This window comes from Pseudarthrobacter cellobiosi (assembly GCF_023913755.1).
In the GTDB taxonomy this organism is placed as follows: domain Bacteria; phylum Actinomycetota; class Actinomycetes; order Actinomycetales; family Micrococcaceae; genus Arthrobacter; species Arthrobacter cellobiosi.
This window is the reverse complement of the sequence record NZ_JAMXBJ010000049.1, coordinates 41,717-58,135: the sequence shown is the minus strand read 5'-3', so window position 1 is coordinate 58,135 and position 16,419 is coordinate 41,717. Positions and strand designations below refer to the sequence as shown.

Here is a 16,419-nt window from a genome sequence, read left to right as displayed (position 1 = left end):
TTGCTCTATCAGTTGTGGTCCCTAACCCACAGGTTTAGCGACTCGAACTGATAGAGCAACGGGGGGGATTTACCCCGTCGGCCCGTTCCGCATCTGCTTGACCAGGTCCAGCACCACGGCCTGCAGGTCGCCGCCGTGAGCGGCAGCGACGCGGCGCTGCCGCTGGTACCCGGCGCCGCGGCGGATGATCTTCTCGACGTCGGCCAGTTCGTCGGGGCAGCCGAGTTTCGCGGCCACCGGCTCAAGCCGGTTCAAAGTCTCCAGCAGGTGGTCGGTGACCAGCTGTTCGTTGCCGGCGGCGTCGAGGATGATAATGGCCTCCATGCCGTAGCGGGCGGCCCGCCACTTGTTCTCCTGGACGTGCCACGGCGGCATCGTGGGGATGGTGCCGCCGTTGTCCAGCGTGGTGGAGAACTCGTCCACCAGGCACTGGGTGAGCGCGGCAATCGCGCCCACTTCCTCCAGCGTGGCCAGGCCGTCGCAGATGCGCATTTCGATGGTGCCGAGGTTGGGAACGGGCCGGATGTCCCAGCGGATCTCGGACAGGGTGTCGATCACGCCGGTGGTGAACATGTCCTGGACGTAGGACTCGTATTCGTCCCAGGACGGGAACTGGAAGGGCAGGCCCGCCGTCGGCAGCTGCTGGAACATCAGGGCCCGGTGCGACGCGTAGCCGGTGTCCTCGCCGCCCCAGAACGGGCTCGACGCCGAGAGCGCCTGGAAATGCGGGAAGTAATTGACCAGGCCGTCCAGCACGGGGAGTGCCTTTTCGCGCCGGTCCAGGCCCACGTGGACGTGCACGCCGTAGATGACCATCTGCCGGCCCCACCACTGGGTGCGGTCGATCAGCTTGGCATACCGGGCCTTGTCCGTCACGGGCTGCAGCTGCGGCGGGCTGAACGGGTGGCTGCCGGCGCAGAAAACCTCCACGCCCATGGGATCGGTGATTTCGCGCACCGCGGCCAGGGACCGGCTGAGGTCTTCCTTGGCTTCGGCGGCAGTCTCGCAGATGCCAGTGACGAGCTCCACGGTGTTGAGCAGGAGTTCCTGCTTGATGTGCGGGTGTTCGTCGTCTTCGTTGAGTTCGGGGTGCTTGGCAACGACGCCGCTGAGTACTTCGTTGGCCACTGATGCCAGTTCGCCGGTCTGGCCGTCCACCAGAGCCAGCTCCCATTCCACACCAAGAGTTGATTGCTTCGATGAAGCGAAATCAATCTTCATGCGTTCCCCTAACTGTTCAGACATCCCTGGGCACGCGCCGCATTCAAGTCTAATGCAGGGGTAGCATCGTCTTGATGGCCTTGTTCCTGTGGACCCGTGACAGTATTCACAAAACCACCCTCCTTATTGCGGCCGCTGCCGTGGCCGCCCTGACTGCCTGCACGGCAGTTCCCGCCACCGCCCCGGCGACCTCCGGCCCTGCGTCCGCCTCAACCCCGGAATCAGAGCGGCCGACGACGGCACCACCGTCCGCTTCTCCCTCACCTGACCCCGGGCTGCGGCCGCTGGGCTGGGGCCCCGAACAGCGGGACCAGAGTGTTGCCGCCGCCACAGTGGCAGCGATGTCGGTCGAGGAGAAGGCCGGGCAGGTGCTGATGCCCGTGTACACCGGGACCGACTCCGAAGCCCAGGCCGCCACCATAGAGCGCCTCCATCTGGCCGGGTCCATCATCATGGGCGACAACGTCCCGCTTGACGCGCGCGGTCAAGCGGATCCGGCTGCCATGACTGCTGTCAACGCCCGGCTGGCCCAAGCCGCCACGGCTGACGGCAGGCCCTGGCCCGGGCTCATCGGCGTGGACCAGGAGGGCGGGATTGTGGCGCGGCTGGGTGCGCCCCTGACCGAATGGCCAACGGCCCTGAGCTACGGGGCTGCCGGCAATGCGCCACTCGCCAAGGACGCCGGCCGCGCCCTGGCCGCGGAGATCGCGTCGCTGGGCTTCACCGTGGACTTCGCCCCCGATGCGGACGTGACCATCGGCCCAGCGGATCCCACCATCGGTGCCCGGTCAATGTCCGGCAACCCGGACGCAGCGGGAGCGCTGGCGGTGGCGTTTTCCCAAGGTATGCAGGAGGCCGGCGTCCTGCCCGCCGTCAAGCATTTCCCCGGCCACGGCTCCGTCACCGTTGACTCGCACCAGGACCTCCCGGTGCAGCCCGCGGGCATCGCGGAACTCGAAGCCCGGGACTGGAAGCCGTTCCGGGCGGCCATCGCCGCCGGTATGCCCATGGTCATGACCGGGCACATCGCCGTACCGGCCCTGGAACCCGGCGTCCCGGCGTCGTTGTCCGGCCCCACCTATGCTGCGCTGCGTGGCATGGGCTTCAAGGGTGTGGCCGTGACCGATGCCCTCAACATGGGTGCCGTCCAGAAGCAATACCCGGGTGGCTCCGCAGCAACGGCGGCGCTCGCCGCGGGCGCGGACCTGCTCCTGATGCCCACGGACGTGGGGCAGGCCCACGCAGCCATCGTGGGCGCCGTGGCCGCCGGAACCCTGCCTGCGGCACGCCTGGACGAAGCGGCCAACCGGGTGGCCACCATGCTGACTTGGCGCGGCCGCATCGCCCCGCCGCCGGGAGCTGCGCCCGAGGGAACCGCCCCCGGCAGCGGCGCTGACATCTCGGCGCGGGTCTCCGCGGCCGCAGTCACCGTGCTGTCCGGACACTGCAGCGCGCCAATCGTCCAGGGAAGCCTCCGGATTGCCGGCGGATCACCGCAGGACAGGGCACGGTTCGAGGCGGCCGCAGCGAAGGCCGGGCTCGGCACCGGGGCGGGCCCACTGGTCAGCCTCATCGGCTACGCCGGCCGGCCGGTCGGCGGCGATGTCGCCGTCGCACTGGATGCGCCCTGGCCGCTGCAGGATTCCAGCGCGCCGGTGAAAATCGCGCTGTACGGCCGGACGCCGGGTGCCTTTGACGCCCTGGTTGCCGTGCTGGCAGGCAAGGCGGCTGCCCCGGGGAAGCTGCCCGCCGCCGTCGGAAGCTATCCGGCCGGGACGGGCTGCCCGTAACTTGGGCGGCAACATATCGCCGAATCGGTCAACGGCGGTTTAATGGACAGGTGCCCATTCTGAACAAAGACATGACCTTGTGTATTTCGCTGTCGGCCCGGCCCAGCAACAACGGGACCCGGTTCCACAACCACCTCTACGAGCAGCTGGGCCTGAACTGGATCTACAAGGCCTTTGCCCCCACCGACCTGGCCCAGGCGATCGCCGGCGTCAGGGGCCTGGGCATCCGCGGTTGTGCGGTGTCCATGCCTTACAAGGAGGACGTGATGGCGCTCGTGGATGAGCTGGATCCCTCTGCCAAAGCCATCGATTCGGTCAACACAATCGTGAACACCGACGGGCGTCTGTTGGCCTACAACACCGACTACACCGCCATCGAGCAGCTCCTCGCAAGCAACGCCGTGCCCACGGACTACTCGGTGCTGGTCCAAGGCGCCGGCGGCATGGCCAAGGCCACCGTCGCGGCCCTGCGCGACGCCGGCTTCACGGACGTCACCGTCATCGCCCGGAACGAAGACACCGGCAGGGCGCTCGCAGAGCAGTACGGGTTCCAATGGCGGGCAACGCTCGACGGCGGCACGGCGGACCTGATCATCAACGTCACGCCTATCGGTATGGCAGGCGGCCCGGAAGTGGACTCGCTGTCCTTCCCGGAAGATGCGATCGCCGCAGCCAAAGTGGTGTTCGACGTCGTGGCGCTGCCTGCGGAGACGCCGCTGATCAAGGCGGCCCGCGCCGCCGGGAAACAGGTCATCACGGGGGCCGAGGTGGCCACCATCCAGGCGCTCGAGCAGTTTGTGCTCTACACGGGCGTCCGGCCCACCGACGAGCAAGTCCGGGCCGCCGAGGACTTTATGCGCGCCCAGTAAGGCCCGGCCGCAGAAGGCTTCGCTGCTTCAGACTGGTTCCACCGAGATGGCCACCCGGTCCTCCCCAATGCGGGTCAGGACCAGGGTGGCTGTTTTTTGTCCGGCCTTCTTACCGGCTACCTTGCTTCCGGCGAACAGCTGCTTGCGCAGTTCCTCCGGGGTTACCGAGGTGCCGCGCTTTTTGATGTCCAGCACCGTGATGCCGTTCTCCTTCACCCAGGCCTTGAGCGCCTTGACGTTGTACGGCATCACTTCCAGGACCTTATAGGCGCGGGCGAACGGCGTGTCCACCAGCTCCGGAGCGCAGATGTAGGCGATGTGCTCGTCCAGCAGGTGCCCGCCCAGTTGAAGCGCGACGTCGGCCACCAGGCCTGCGCGGATCACCGCACCATCGGGCTCATACAGGTAACCCTCTGCCGGACCCACCGGCGCGGCCGGACCGCCGTCGAAGTCTTCAGTGCTGGTCAGTTCGGCGGCACCCTGCGGTCCGAGCAGCAGCGCCGCGCGGCGGATTCCGGGCCGGCGCACGGAGTTGAACCACAGGGCCACCTCGGTGACGTCGCCGCCCACCGATACCCACTGCGCCTCGCAGCCGGCGGGAACTGATTCGTGCGGCATGCCGGGGCCCATCTTGACGCCAACGGCGCGCCCGGTGGCGGCGAGCGATTCCACAAAGGACAGCGGCGGTGAAAACGCCTCAGGATCCCAGATCCTCTTGGTACCCGAGGTGGAGGTGACCCGGCGTGCGGGATCCAGCCAGACGCCGTCGACCCCCTCCAAAGGGACGGTGGTGGCGTCCGAATGCACCACCGTGGCGTTGGGGAAGGGGATGAGGTTGACCGTGGCGCAGGCGGCCGTGGTTTCGTCCATTTCCACGGCCGTGACCGTGATGTCCATCGATGCCAGGGCCAGGGAGTCCGCGGCAAGGCCGCACCCGAGGTCGGCCACGTGGCGGACTCCGGCCTGCGCAAAGCGCTCGGCATGCCTGGCGGCAACCGTGAGACGGGTGGCCTGTTCCAGCCCGGCCTGCGTGAAGAGCATGCTCCGGGCGAACTCCCCGAACTTCAGCTCAGCCTTGGTGCGCAGCCGGGACTGGGTGAGGACGGCAGAGACCAGCGCGGGGGAGTGTCCAGCCTTGCGGAGGGCCGCGTTGAGCTCAAAGGCCTTGTCCTCGCGGTACGGGCCCAAGGACGCCAGGAGCTCCCAGCCTTCGCTCGTGAGCAGTGGGGCGATCTGGTCCTGCGGTGCTTGAGCCATGGGTTCAAGCCTAATGGAGGTGGCCCGGCGGCCAGATCCGGCTAGGGTTGAGGGCATGGAAGACAGCGCAGGCACCCAGCCGTCCGGACTACCCCAGGCCAGCAACCCGGACCTGGTGAAGTTCGCCCGCCCCGCGCTGATTGCAGGATCCGCAGTGGCCGTGGTCTGCGTCGCGCTGCTGGTAATCATCTTCTTTCTGGACACGTTCAACGCCACTGTGTATTCCGTGGGCGGCAAGAACATCCAGGACGCCACGGATGAGGCGCAGGAAATCCGCGGCCTCTACGCCGGGGCGCGCGTAGGCGGCATCATCCTGCTGGTGGTCTCGCTGCTGGCTGCCGTGGGCGGCGCCGTGGTGCTGTACTTGCGGCGGGGCACCGTCAGTGAAGGGGACGACGGCGACGAGGACGTCGATCTCGAGGACCTCACCGGCCGGTAATGGCTGTTCGCCGGAGACATAATTCTGGCACTCGCCTTGACCGAGTGCTAACCAATACATAGAGTCATCATTAGCACTCTCCCTAGGAGGGTGCTAACACATGAAGAGCTGCCAGCCAGGCTGCTGCCGGCACCGCGACGACGGTTTGCCAGCCACGGCGAAGCAGCTCAACTGTCCATGAATTTGCTGACGTAGAAGGAGAGGTCCGAGTGTCGGTCTCTATTAAGCCTCTTGAGGATCGTATTGTTGTCCGCCCGCTCGAAGCCGAGCAGACCACGGCTTCCGGCCTGGTTATCCCGGACTCCGCGCAGGAGAAGCCGCAGGAAGGCGAAGTTGTTGCAGTAGGCCCCGGCCGCTTTGACGACAACGGCAACCGCGTTCCGATCGACGTAGCCGTTGGCGACGTTGTTATCTACTCCAAGTACGGTGGAACCGAAGTCAAGACCGGTGGCACCGAGTACCTCGTGCTGTCCGCCCGCGACGTTCTGGCGATCGTCGTAAAGTAACTCTTTGGATCCCCGTACTGCTGTTCCGTCCCTGACTGAACAACAGTGCGGGGTTCTGTCTTTGAAAGGACAAAACCATGGCAAAGCAGCTTGCGTTTAACGACGCTGCACGCCGGTCGCTTGAAGCCGGCATCGATAAGCTCGCCAACACTGTCAAGGTGACGCTCGGCCCCCGCGGCCGCAACGTCGTACTCGACAAAAAGTGGGGGGCACCCACCATCACCAACGACGGCGTCACCATCGCCCGCGAAATTGAGCTTGATGACCCCTACGAGAACCTTGGCGCGCAGCTGGCCAAGGAAGTAGCCACCAAGACCAACGACGTTGCCGGCGACGGCACCACCACGGCCACCGTGCTCGCCCAGGCCCTGGTCAAGGAAGGCCTGCGCAACGTTGCGGCTGGCGCCGCTCCGGGCCAGATCAAGCGCGGCATCGAGGTTTCCGTAGAAGCCATTGCAGCCCGCCTGCTCGAGAACGCACGCCCGGTTGAAGGCACCCAGGTTGCCAGCGTGGCAGCAATCTCGGCCCAGAGCGACGAAATCGGCGAGCTCCTCGCCGAGGCATTCGGCAAGGTCGGCAAGGATGGTGTGATCACCATCGAGGAGTCCTCCACCACGCAGACCGAGCTGGTCCTCACCGAAGGCATGCAGTTCGACAAGGGCTACCTGTCCCCGTACTTCGTGACCGACTCCGAACGCCAGGAAGCCGTCCTCGAAGACGCCCTTATCCTGATCAACCAGGGCAAGATCTCCTCCGTGCAGGACTTCCTGCCGCTGCTGGAGAAGGCGCTGCAGAGCTCCAAGCCGCTCTTCATCATTGCCGAAGACGTTGAGGGCGAGGCCCTATCCACGCTGATTGTCAACCGCATCCGCGGCACCCTGAACGTTGTTGCCGTGAAGGCTCCGGGCTTCGGCGACCGCCGCAAGGCCATGCTGCAGGACATTGCCACCCTCACCGGTGCGCAGGTCGTCTCCGCGGAACTGGGCCTCAGCCTGGATTCGGTTGGCCTTGAGGTGCTGGGTACCGCCCGGCGCATCACGGTCACCAAGGACAACACCACCATCGTTGACGGCGCCGGTTCCGCAGAAGACGTCGCAGCCCGGGTTTCCCAGCTGCGCGCCGAGCTGACCCGCACCGACTCCGACTGGGACCGCGAAAAGCTCCAGGAGCGCCTGGCCAAGCTGGCCGGCGGCATCGGTGTCATCAAGGTCGGCGCAGCCACCGAGGTTGAGCTGAAGGAAAAGAAGCACCGCATCGAAGATGCAGTGTCCTCCACCCGCGCCGCCCTCGAAGAAGGCATCGTGGCCGGTGGCGGTTCCGCACTGATCCACGCACTGAAGGCCCTCGACGAGGACCCTGCAGTCAAGGCCCTCGAAGGCGACGCCGCCGCTGCTGTGGGCATCGTCCGCCGCGCGCTGGTTCAGCCGCTTCGCTGGATCGCCCAGAACGCCGGTTTCGACGGCTACGTTGTCACCGCCAAGGTTGCCGAGCTCGAAACCAACAACGGCTTCAACGCCAAGTCGGGCGAGTACGAGGACCTGATCGCCGCCGGTGTCATCGACCCGGTCAAGGTCACCCGCGCAGCCCTGCGCAACGCGGCTTCCATCGCTGCGCTGGTTCTCACCACCGAGACCCTCGTAGTGGAGAAGCCCGCAAACGAAGACGAGCACGCAGGCCACAGCCACTAGTCCCCGCCGTCTCCCTCACCTCGCTTCGTCCCCATCGGCTCCCAAACCTCGCTTCGCTCGATTTGGGTCCCTCGCCGATGTGGGCCCACGGTCAGGGAACCGGCGTGGGCCCAGCACGGTCTCCGCGCAAAGAACCGGTCCAGCCTCCGCTGGGCCGGTTTTTTGTGCCACAAATCCTGCGGCCGGCTTTTCCGCCCTACGCGCCCGGCACGTCCTGCGGGAGGGTGATTGGATAGAGCCAGAGATGGAGGCTGTCGATCACGTCTGCCGCGAGTAGTGAACGGTTGAGCGTGCGGCCGACAGCGTTGCGGCACTGTACAGCGTCGGCGGGAATGGCAGACTGATGCCATGCTGCTCGACGAGCTCGTGAAAACCACGGATGCCGTCGCGTCGACCCGCTCCCGGCTCGCGAAGGTCGACGCACTGGCCGACCTGCTGTGCCGGCTCGAGCCCGTGGACATCGCGACGGCGGTCGGCTTGCTCATCGCCAAGCCGCGACAGGGCCGCGTAGGGATCGGCTGGCGCGGCATGACAGCGGCCATGGGGGAGCCGGCTGCCGAGCCGAGTCTGACTGTGGCCGACCTCGACGCTGCGCTGGATCGGCTGCTCGTCACCGCAGGCGCTGGATCGGCCGCGGAGCGCGCCGCGATCCTCCGGTTGCTCACGGCGGCAGCCACCGAGCGCGAGCAGGCATTCATCGCCGGCGTGCTGCTCGGTGAACTGCGTACCGGTGCGCTTGAGGGGGTGCTGACCGATGCCGTTGCCCGCGCCGCCGATCGGCCCGTCGACGCCGTGCGCCGTGCGGCGATGCTCTCCGGCGATCTCGGCGGGACCGCCCTGCTGGCAATCACGGGCACGGCGGCCCAGCTGGACGCCGTCGGCCTCGTCGTCGGCCGTCCCGTGCAGCCCATGCTCGCCGCAACGGCGGCCAGCGCCAGCGCGGCGCTGGAGGTCACGGGGGAGGCATCAGTGGAATATAAGCTCGACGGGGCCCGCATCCAGGTGCATCGCGTCGGCGACGATGTGCGCATCTACACACGCACCCTGGCCGAGGTGAGCCACCGGCTGCCCGAGGTGGTGCAGGTGGTGCGCGGACTGCCGGTGCGCGATGTGATCCTCGACGGCGAGACCCTCGCCCTCGATGAGGACGGCGGCCCGCGACCGTTCCAGGAGACCATGGCACGATTCGGGGCAGATGCGGCGCGCGCTACGGTGCTGCATCCGTGGTTCTTCGACGTGCTGCACATCGACGGGCGCGACCTGCTCGACGAGCCGCTGGCGGCGCGCATCGGCGTGCTCAAGCGCATCGCCCCCGAGCACCGGATCCCGGGGGAGATCACGGCGGATGCGGCCGTTGCTGAGAGAGTGTCGCGCGATGCGCTCGCCGCGGGCCATGAGGGCGTGGTTGTGAAGGCGGTCGGATCGGCCTACGCGGCCGGTCGGCGTGGTTCCAACTGGATCAAGGTGAAGCCTGTGCTCACCTACGACCTGGTGGTGCTCGCCTGCGAGTGGGGGTCAGGACGGCGCACTGGGCTGCTGTCGAACCTGCACCTCGGAGCCCTTGACCCGACCGGCGATTTCGGCGAACCGGGCGGCTACGTGATGGTGGGCAAGACATTCAAGGGCCTCACGGACGCGCTGCTGAGCTGGCAGACCGAGAGATTCCAAGAGCTCGAGGTGCGGCGCACGGCGGGCACCGTCTGGGTCGAGCCCGTCACCGTGGTCGAGATCGCGATCGACGGCGTGCAGCGTTCCTCGCGCTATCCGGGCGGAATCGCGCTGCGGTTCGCACGTGTCAAGCGCTACCGCGACGACAAGACGGCGGCGGAGGCCGACACTATTCAGACGCTGCGCGCACTGCTGCGTTCGTAGCCGTATGAAGGGGAATCCTTCGGGCCAGCCGCACTCGAAGCGCCGGAGATGACACCAGGATCAGGGCCACGAGGCATCTGCGGCCCGCTTGTGCCGGATCTCCAGCGGGCGTACCGTGGCGCTTAACCGCCGTCACGCCCAGCGTGCGGCGGGCCAGACCGGCTGGGTGGGCGGTATCCGAAAGGAGGCCAGATGTCAGCTGAGACGGGCCTTGACCAGGGCAGGTCAGCGTTCCGCGAGAACCGCTGGACCGATGCCTTCGAGAACTTCCGCGACGCCGACCAGCGCGGCGGACTGCCGGCCCCGGACCTTGAACGGCTCGCAACCGCGGAGATCCTGACCGGCAAGATGACCACAGGCCTGGAGACCCTCACCCGGGCCCATGAGGAATACCTGGTTGTGGGCGACGTCGTTGGTGCCGCCCGGTGTGCCGGTTGGATGGGGATGCAGCTGATGTTCCTGGATGAGCCGGCTCGGGCCGGGGGGTGGTTTGCCCGCGGCCAGCGGCTCGTGGATGAATTGGCCGAGCCGGACGCTGTGCAGGGCCTCTTGCTCGTTCCGATGGGCCTCGGCAAGCTCTATGGCGGTGATCCGGCGGGCGCACTGCAGGTTTTCTCCCAGGTTGCGGACTTCGGCCAGCGGTTCCAGGACAAAGACCTGTCCGCGCTGGGCCTCCTCGGTACAGGCCAGGCGACTCTCATGCTTGGGCAGGCCGGCAAGGGCCTCAGGATGTTCGACGAGGTCATGGTGGCCGTTACGGCAGGTGAACTCTCCCCGATCCCGTCAGGAATTATCTACTGCGCTGTCATTGGCAACTGCCACCTGGCCTTCGACCTGGAGAGGGCTCTGGAATGGACGGCTGCCCTGGACCGCTGGTGCAGTGCACGCCCTGACATGGTGACGTTCAGCGGTCAGTGCCAGTCACACCGGGCCGAACTCTTCATGCTCCACGGGGCCTGGGCCGAGGCGCTGATGGCGGCTGCGGCTGCCCAGGGACTTTCCGTAAAGGGTGATCCCCAGGCGCTTTACGGAGGCTACTACCAGCAGGGAGAAGTGGAACGGCTGAGTGGAAAACTGGACGACGCCGAAGCTTCCTACCGGCAGGCTGCCCGGAGCGGCTACGAGCCGCAGCCTGGCCTTGCGCTCCTCTTATTGGCGCGCGGAGACGCGCAGCAGGCGCAGTTGATGGTCCGCAGGGCGGCCGGCACGGCAGACGCCGCTACCCGCCGGAACATGTTGCCGGCACTGGTGGAGATCGAGCTGGCCGCCTCCGACCTGGAAGCCGCGCGGCGAGGTGTTCAGGAGCTGGAAACCCTGGCCCGTGAATGCCCTATGCCCATGGTCCGGGCCGTTGCCGGCCAGGCGGACGGCGCGGTCCGACTGGCCGGCGGCGACCCCTCCGCTGCCCTGAAACCGCTCCGGGAGGCGTGGAGGCTGTGGCAGGAGCTTGGTGTTCCGTACGAAGCGGCGCGCTGCCAGGCGCTGGCCGGCAGTGCCTGCCGCGCACTTGGCGATGAGGCCTCGGCGCTGATGTACCTGGAGGCGGCCCACGCTGCACTCCTGGACCTGGGCGCGGCGCCCGCGGCAACCTGGGCGGCGGCGCTGCTGCACGAAGGCATGTTGGACAGCGGGCCCACGCCGGACACAGCGGGCCTCCTCACGCGCCGCGAGCTTGAAATCCTCCAGTTGGTGGCAACCGGAAAAGGCAACCGGGCCATTGCCGCCGAACTGTACTTGAGCGAAAAGACCGTAGCCCGGCATGTCAGCAACATCTTCCTAAAACTGGGCCTGTCTTCACGGGCAGCCGCCACTAGCTACGCCTACGAACACGGACTCGCAGGCTGACGGCCCACATAGGACCGCTCTGGCCTACATAGAAATACCCAGCTGCGCCGTGACTGAAGTTGCATGATTTGGCCGACGCGGACACCAGGGGCGCGGCCATAGCCTCAAAGCATGAACCTTCCAGTCCTTGCCGGCACACTTTCGACGGTGCTGTTCGCCGCCGGAATGCTGCCGATGCTGGTCAAGGCAGTCCGGACGAAGAACCTGGCGTCCTACAGCCTCGGGAACCTGTTGCTGACCAATATTGCCAACGCAGTCCACTCCGTCTACGTCTTCAACCTCCCCGCCGGACCCATCTGGGCCCTGCACCTGGCCTATCTCCTGGCATCCGCGCTGATGCTGGCATGGTGGCTCCGGTACCGGGAAGGCGGACAGGGCCAGCCGGACAGCCAGCCCACGGAAGGTTCAGCCATCACCATCCCCATGGAAAACAAAGGAGAGCAGCCATGAATAACAACGGCGTGACCGGCACACTGGACACCCTGATCATCGGTGGCGGGCAAGCAGGCCTTGCCCTGGGCCACTACCTGAAAGAGCAAAACCGGACGTTCCTGATCCTGGACGCGAATCCAAGACTCGGTGACGCCTGGCGCAAGCGGTGGGATTCGCTACGGGTCTTTACGCCGGCAAAGTACGACGGACTCCCCGGCATTCCGTTCCCCGCTGACCCGCTGTCCTTCCCCACTAAGGACGACGTGGCTGGATACCTTGAGGGCTACGCCGCACGATTCGACCTGCCCGTCCTCAACGGGGCACGGATCGAACACCTGTGGCGGGAGGATGGCCGCTTCATCGCAGCATCCAACGGCCGGCGCTGGGAGGCGCACAACGTGGTGGTGGCCACCGGCTGCAGCCAAGCGCCCAAGGTACCGGGTTTCGCTGCGGAACTGGAGCCCGCCGTCGTCCAGTTGCATTCCAGTGAGTACCGCAACCTGGAGCAACTGCAGGAGGGCCCGGTCCTGGTTGTGGGACTGGGGAACTCCGGAGCAGAGATCGGCCTGGAAGTGTCCCGCAGCCATCCCACTGTCCTTGCCGGCAAGCCCGGCGGTGAAATTCCCGTGAAGCATGGCCGGACGGCGGCCCGTTACTTCCTGCCGGTGGTGCGGTTCGTCGGGCTCCACGTCCTCACCCTCAACAACCCGATCGGCCGCAAAGCGGCACCGTCCTTCAAAGCACACGCGGCGCCCCTGATCAGGACGAAGTCCAAGGACCTGGCCGCCGCAGGCGTCCGGCTCGTGCCGCGGATTGCCGGGGTGGAGAACGGGCTGCCGGTCCTCGCGGACGGGACCCGGCTGGAAGTTTCAAACGTGATCTGGTGCACCGGGTTCCGGGATGACTTCGGCTGGATGGATCCGGTAATGCTCGACGGCGGCGCGCTGCCCAGGCAGCGGCGCGGCGTGGCACTGGATACCCCTGGACTGTTCTTCCTGGGCCAGGAATTCATGTACGCGGCTGCGTCGGCAACCCTTCCGGGTGCCAGCCGTGACGCCCGGTACCTGGCCGGCAGGATCCCGGTTCCAGTCACCCGCGAGTCCGCGTCAGCTGCCACCTGAGGCGCCGGGCGGCGGCTTCGGGCAAGCGCCGGGAAACCAACCGGTAGAAGACCAGCACCAGAACTGCCGCCGCCACGATGCCCATCAGGTTGAGCGCCAGCTGCAGGGCCGATCCCGTTGCCTTCTCAAACTCGCCGAGCACGAGCGCCACGGCCACAAACCCGGCAGCAGGAACTGTGGTCACGGAGATGAAGACACCGATGAGTGCCGCCGACCGCCGGCTGATGACGGACAGCATGCCCGCCGTGCCGGCCAGCACGGCCACGATCAAGGAATAGGGTCCCGGGTGGTAGATGAACTCCACCGCAGACCCTGTGTCCAGGGTGTTGTCCGCGAAGAGGCCCAGTGCCGCGGAGACCCACGTGGTCAAGGCCGCCAGCAGCATGGCCAGCGGGAATCCCACACCAAGCGCCAGGGCAGCACGCCGCCCGAGTGCCCACTGGCGCCGGGCCAAGGCCACTGCCAGCGCTGCCAGGGGGCCGAACTCCGGCCCCACGGCCATCGCCCCCACGATGGCAATGGTGGAATTCGTCACGATGCCGATGGCGGCGAGCTGCGTGGCCAGTATCAGGAAGGCAAGGTAGCTCCACGTGAGCCGGGAGTCCTCGCCCGTCTGACGGGTGACCTCGTCCCAGATCAAGGCGTCTGCGCCGTCTCCGGGGGCAGACGCCTCCGCTTTGTCCGCGCGCCGGGACAGGACGAGTTCCGGCATGGAGATGGCAATGGATCCCACCTCCTGCGCCTTCAGGACGTGGAGTTTCTCAAGCAGTTCCTCCACCGCTTCCCTGGCAACCTGGACGTCGATGACGTCGCCCGGCGGCGACACGGATGCTCCCGGAAAGAGCGCTACCTCGGCGGTTCCCGTGTGCTCCTTGCAAGCGTCCAGCGTCACTGCCGACAGTTCACTGGGCACACAGATCCGCAGCTGGACAATCACGTGGTCTCCCTTCGCTGGCCTGTGGCCAGCATAGTTTGTGGCACGCTCCGACGGGGCTCGAAGGTGGCCGCTGATTGGCCATCGGCCGTGCGGCTCCGTAGGCTTGATGCTTTGCTTACCCGCTTGGAGAGGTCCTCTGTGTCCAGTGCACCAGCCGAGGCTGCTCCGCGCACTGCGCTGGACGCAAAGACCGGCGAGCGGAAGCCTGCCCGGAAACCGACCTTCCGTCCCGAAGTCCAAGGCCTACGCGCGCTCGCCGTCCTGATGGTGGTGACCTACCATGTGTGGCTTGGCCGGGTGTCGGGCGGGGTGGATATCTTCCTCCTGATCTCGGCCTTCCTGCTGACGCTGTCCTTCGTCCGGAAGGTGGAGGCCGGCGCGTCCCTCAATCTCCTCCGGCACTGGCTGCACCTCTTCAAGCGGCTGCTGCCGGCCGCCGTCGTGGTGATCCTCGGGGTCCTGGCAGGCACGTGGTTGGTCCTCCCGCAAGGCCGCTGGCCCGTCATCCTGGACCAGGCCTGGGCGGCGCTGCTGTACCGGCAGAACTGGCTGCTGGCGGACACCGCCGTGGACTACTACGCCCAGGACCACGCCGCGGCGAGCCCCCTGCAGCACTTCTGGTCATTGTCCATCCAAGGACAGGTCTTTATCCTGTGGCCTCTCGTCTTCGCCGCTTCCGCTGTTGTGTGGCGGCTCCTCCGGCACCGGTTCAACGCCAGCTACCGGGCCGTGGTGGCAGTCGCGTTCGCCGGCATCCTGGTTGCCTCGCTCGCGTTTTCGATTGACCAGACGGCCACCAATCAGTCGTACGCCTACTTCGACACCCGGACGCGGCTCTGGGAATTCGCGCTGGGCTCGCTGCTGGCACTTGGCCTGCCGCACCTGAAGCCCGGGAAGTACCTGCGTGTGGTGCTCGGCTGGGCCGGCCTGGCGGCCATGGTCTCCTGTGGTCTGCTGCTGACCGTGGACAGGGCGTTCCCCGGATTCGTGGCACTGTGGCCCACGCTGGCTGCCGCGGCGATCATTGTGGCCGGGCAGAGCGGGAGCCGGTTTGGTGTGGACCGCCTCCTGAGCTGGAAGCCGCTGGTTTCCCTGGGGGACAACTCCTACGCCCTCTATTTGTGGCACTGGCCCGTCCTGGTGCTTGCGCTGGCCGCTACCGGCGTTGAGGCACCCAACCTCATCCAGGGCGCCGCGATCATCGCCGCCTCGGTGGTCCTGGCCGTCCTCACCACCCGCTTTGTGGAAAAACCCCTGCGGGAATGGCGCTGGCCGCAGGTGCGCACCTGGCGCACCGCCGTCGTCGTGGTTGCCTGCTGCGCCCTGCTGGCCGGACCCGTGGCGGTTTTGCAGACGAGCCTCACCGCGGAGGAAGCCGCCACCGCCGCCCAGCCCCGCGAGCTGACGCCGGGAGCCGCCCTGCTGACCCCGGGTAACGTCGGAGCACCGGCACCGCAGGGCAGGATCATTCCTGGTCCCACCGCCCTGGACAACGACTGGGCCGGAATCCACCAGGCCTGTACGGGAGCGAATGCCACCGAGGACCCTGTCCTTGAAGGTTGTCGGCAGGCCCTCCCCGGAGGCGAACCCACCAAACGGATCGTTGTGCTGGGCGATTCCCATGCCCAGCAGTATCTGGCCGCCTTGGCACCCATCGCGGAAGCCCGCGGCTGGGAGCTGGTCACCCTGCTGATGCCGGCCTGCCGGTTCGGGGCCGAATCCGAGACCCGGAACGCCGAGTGCAACGCCTACAACCGGGCCAGCGCAGCGTACGTGCTGGAACACCGGCCGGATGCCGTCTTCACCGTAGCCACCCTGACCCATGAGGAAGCCCCGTTCGAGACCGAGGTGCCGGCGTACCTCGAAGGCATCCAGCCCATCGCGGATGCCGGCATCGAGATCGTCGGCATCCGGGACAACCCACGTTTCACCATCAACATGCCCGAGTGCGTCCAGCGCCACAGTGCGGACGCCCCGGCGTGCAACCCGCCGCTGAACGAATCCCTGGTGGAGCCGTCACCGTTGGAGAGCTACCGCGGGAAGGTGGAGGGGCTGCACCTGATGGACCTGAGCGACTTCATCTGCGCCGGCGGTATCTGCCCGGCCGTGGTGGGCAACGTTTACGTGTACAAGGACGACAACCACCTCAGCCGGACCTACGTGGAAAGCATGATTCCCATGTTTGAGGAGCGGATGCTGGCGGTGACGGGCTGGAACTGACTCCTCGGCAGTAGGGCCCACGCCCGCAGGGTTCCCTGGCTGTGGAGCCGGTGCGGACTTGCGAGGTCAGGGATCGGGTGGGCATCCGTGCCGTTGCTCACAATGGACTCCCGGAATAGGGGGATCCGCGTCGAGGTTCTAATATTTACTCAAAGCTTTCTGCGCGGTGACCGCGCATGAGGCACCCGCATGTACTAAGGCCCTGCACGGACCAGTCCCGTA

General features: G+C 66.9%; 13 protein-coding genes. 10 read left to right on the top strand and 3 right to left on the bottom strand.

All coding sequences use genetic code 11. From position 1 onward, the window contains the following. Positions 1–69: 69 nt before the first annotated feature. Complete coding sequence (locus tag NG696_RS16150) at positions 70–1,221, bottom strand: glutamate--cysteine ligase (RefSeq protein WP_252567552.1); 1,152 nt, start codon at positions 1,219–1,221, stop codon at positions 70–72. A 341-nt stretch (positions 1,222–1,562) separates the two neighbouring features. Here NG696_RS16150 and NG696_RS16145 point away from each other — a divergent pair, with 341 nt between their 5' ends. Together NG696_RS16145 and NG696_RS16140 are read left to right on the top strand one after the other, a co-directional pair. Continuing rightward, positions 1,563–3,011 (top strand): glycoside hydrolase family 3 N-terminal domain-containing protein, encoded by a 1,449-nt coding sequence (locus tag NG696_RS16145; RefSeq protein ID WP_252567673.1) that lies wholly within the window; start codon positions 1,563–1,565, stop codon positions 3,009–3,011. 50 nt (positions 3,012–3,061) lie between these two features. Next, a complete protein-coding gene (locus tag NG696_RS16140; protein WP_308291981.1) occupies positions 3,062–3,880 on the top strand; it encodes a shikimate 5-dehydrogenase in 819 nt (272 codons plus the stop codon). 27 nt (positions 3,881–3,907) lie between these two features. On the opposite strand, the gene NG696_RS16135 is transcribed toward NG696_RS16140, so the two are convergent. Then, the gene (locus NG696_RS16135; RefSeq protein ID WP_252567550.1) at positions 3,908–5,137 is read right to left on the bottom strand and encodes a class I SAM-dependent methyltransferase; all 1,230 of its coding nucleotides are present in this window, start codon (positions 5,135–5,137) and stop codon (positions 3,908–3,910) included. Positions 5,138–5,192: 55 nt separating this feature from the next. Between NG696_RS16135 and NG696_RS16130 the strand changes: the two genes are divergently transcribed. From NG696_RS16130 to NG696_RS16100, 7 genes are all read left to right on the top strand, one after another. Further along, complete coding sequence (locus tag NG696_RS16130; RefSeq protein WP_252567548.1) at positions 5,193–5,576, top strand: hypothetical protein; 384 nt, start codon at positions 5,193–5,195, stop codon at positions 5,574–5,576. A 209-nt stretch (positions 5,577–5,785) separates the two neighbouring features. After that, positions 5,786–6,082, top strand: a complete 297-nt coding sequence (gene groES, locus NG696_RS16125) for a co-chaperone GroES (RefSeq protein WP_018773735.1) — start codon at positions 5,786–5,788, stop codon at positions 6,080–6,082. Between the two features lie 77 nt (positions 6,083–6,159). Continuing rightward, entirely contained in the window at positions 6,160–7,770 is a 1,611-nt protein-coding gene (groL, locus tag NG696_RS16120) for a chaperonin GroEL (RefSeq protein ID WP_252576145.1), read from the top strand. A gap of 348 nt (positions 7,771–8,118) precedes the next feature. Next, on the top strand, positions 8,119–9,642 hold the full coding sequence (locus tag NG696_RS16115; protein ID WP_252576144.1) for an ATP-dependent DNA ligase: 1,524 nt from the start codon (positions 8,119–8,121) through the stop codon (positions 9,640–9,642). A 192-nt stretch (positions 9,643–9,834) separates the two neighbouring features. Continuing rightward, positions 9,835–11,487, top strand: a complete 1,653-nt coding sequence (locus tag NG696_RS16110) for a response regulator transcription factor (RefSeq protein WP_252576143.1) — start codon at positions 9,835–9,837, stop codon at positions 11,485–11,487. A gap of 111 nt (positions 11,488–11,598) precedes the next feature. After that, positions 11,599–11,937, top strand: coding sequence for a hypothetical protein (locus tag NG696_RS16105; RefSeq protein WP_252567540.1), 339 nt, complete (start codon positions 11,599–11,601; stop codon positions 11,935–11,937). Next, the gene (locus NG696_RS16100) at positions 11,934–13,040 is read left to right on the top strand and encodes a flavin-containing monooxygenase (protein WP_252576142.1); all 1,107 of its coding nucleotides are present in this window, start codon (positions 11,934–11,936) and stop codon (positions 13,038–13,040) included. Before NG696_RS16105 ends, NG696_RS16100 begins: the two co-directional genes overlap by 4 nt. Here the strand turns inward: NG696_RS16100 and NG696_RS16095 are convergent. Further along, positions 13,009–13,977, bottom strand: coding sequence for a DUF389 domain-containing protein (locus NG696_RS16095; protein ID WP_252567536.1), 969 nt, complete (start codon positions 13,975–13,977; stop codon positions 13,009–13,011). The two genes, NG696_RS16100 and NG696_RS16095, sit on opposite strands and share 32 nt — an antisense overlap. A gap of 177 nt (positions 13,978–14,154) precedes the next feature. On the opposite strand from NG696_RS16095, the gene NG696_RS16090 reads away from it, so the two are divergent. Then, positions 14,155–16,197, top strand: coding sequence for an acyltransferase family protein (locus NG696_RS16090; RefSeq protein WP_252567669.1), 2,043 nt, complete (start codon positions 14,155–14,157; stop codon positions 16,195–16,197). The last annotated feature ends 222 nt before the right edge of the window (positions 16,198–16,419 follow it).

Coding starts and splice junctions, on each gene's coding strand:
- NG696_RS16150 (WP_252567552.1), bottom strand. CDS start 1,221: ATGAAGATTGATTTCGCTTCATCGAAGCAATCAACTCTTGGTGTGGAA.
- NG696_RS16145 (WP_252567673.1), top strand. CDS start 1,563: ATGTCGGTCGAGGAGAAGGCCGGGCAGGTGCTGATGCCCGTGTACACC.
- NG696_RS16135 (WP_252567550.1), bottom strand. CDS start 5,137: ATGGCTCAAGCACCGCAGGACCAGATCGCCCCACTGCTCACGAGCGAA.
- NG696_RS16130 (WP_252567548.1), top strand. CDS start 5,193: ATGGAAGACAGCGCAGGCACCCAGCCGTCCGGACTACCCCAGGCCAGC.
- groL (WP_252576145.1), top strand. CDS start 6,160: ATGGCAAAGCAGCTTGCGTTTAACGACGCTGCACGCCGGTCGCTTGAA.
- NG696_RS16115 (WP_252576144.1), top strand. CDS start 8,119: ATGCTGCTCGACGAGCTCGTGAAAACCACGGATGCCGTCGCGTCGACC.
- NG696_RS16110 (WP_252576143.1), top strand. CDS start 9,835: ATGTCAGCTGAGACGGGCCTTGACCAGGGCAGGTCAGCGTTCCGCGAG.
- NG696_RS16105 (WP_252567540.1), top strand. CDS start 11,599: ATGAACCTTCCAGTCCTTGCCGGCACACTTTCGACGGTGCTGTTCGCC.
- NG696_RS16100 (WP_252576142.1), top strand. CDS start 11,934: ATGAATAACAACGGCGTGACCGGCACACTGGACACCCTGATCATCGGT.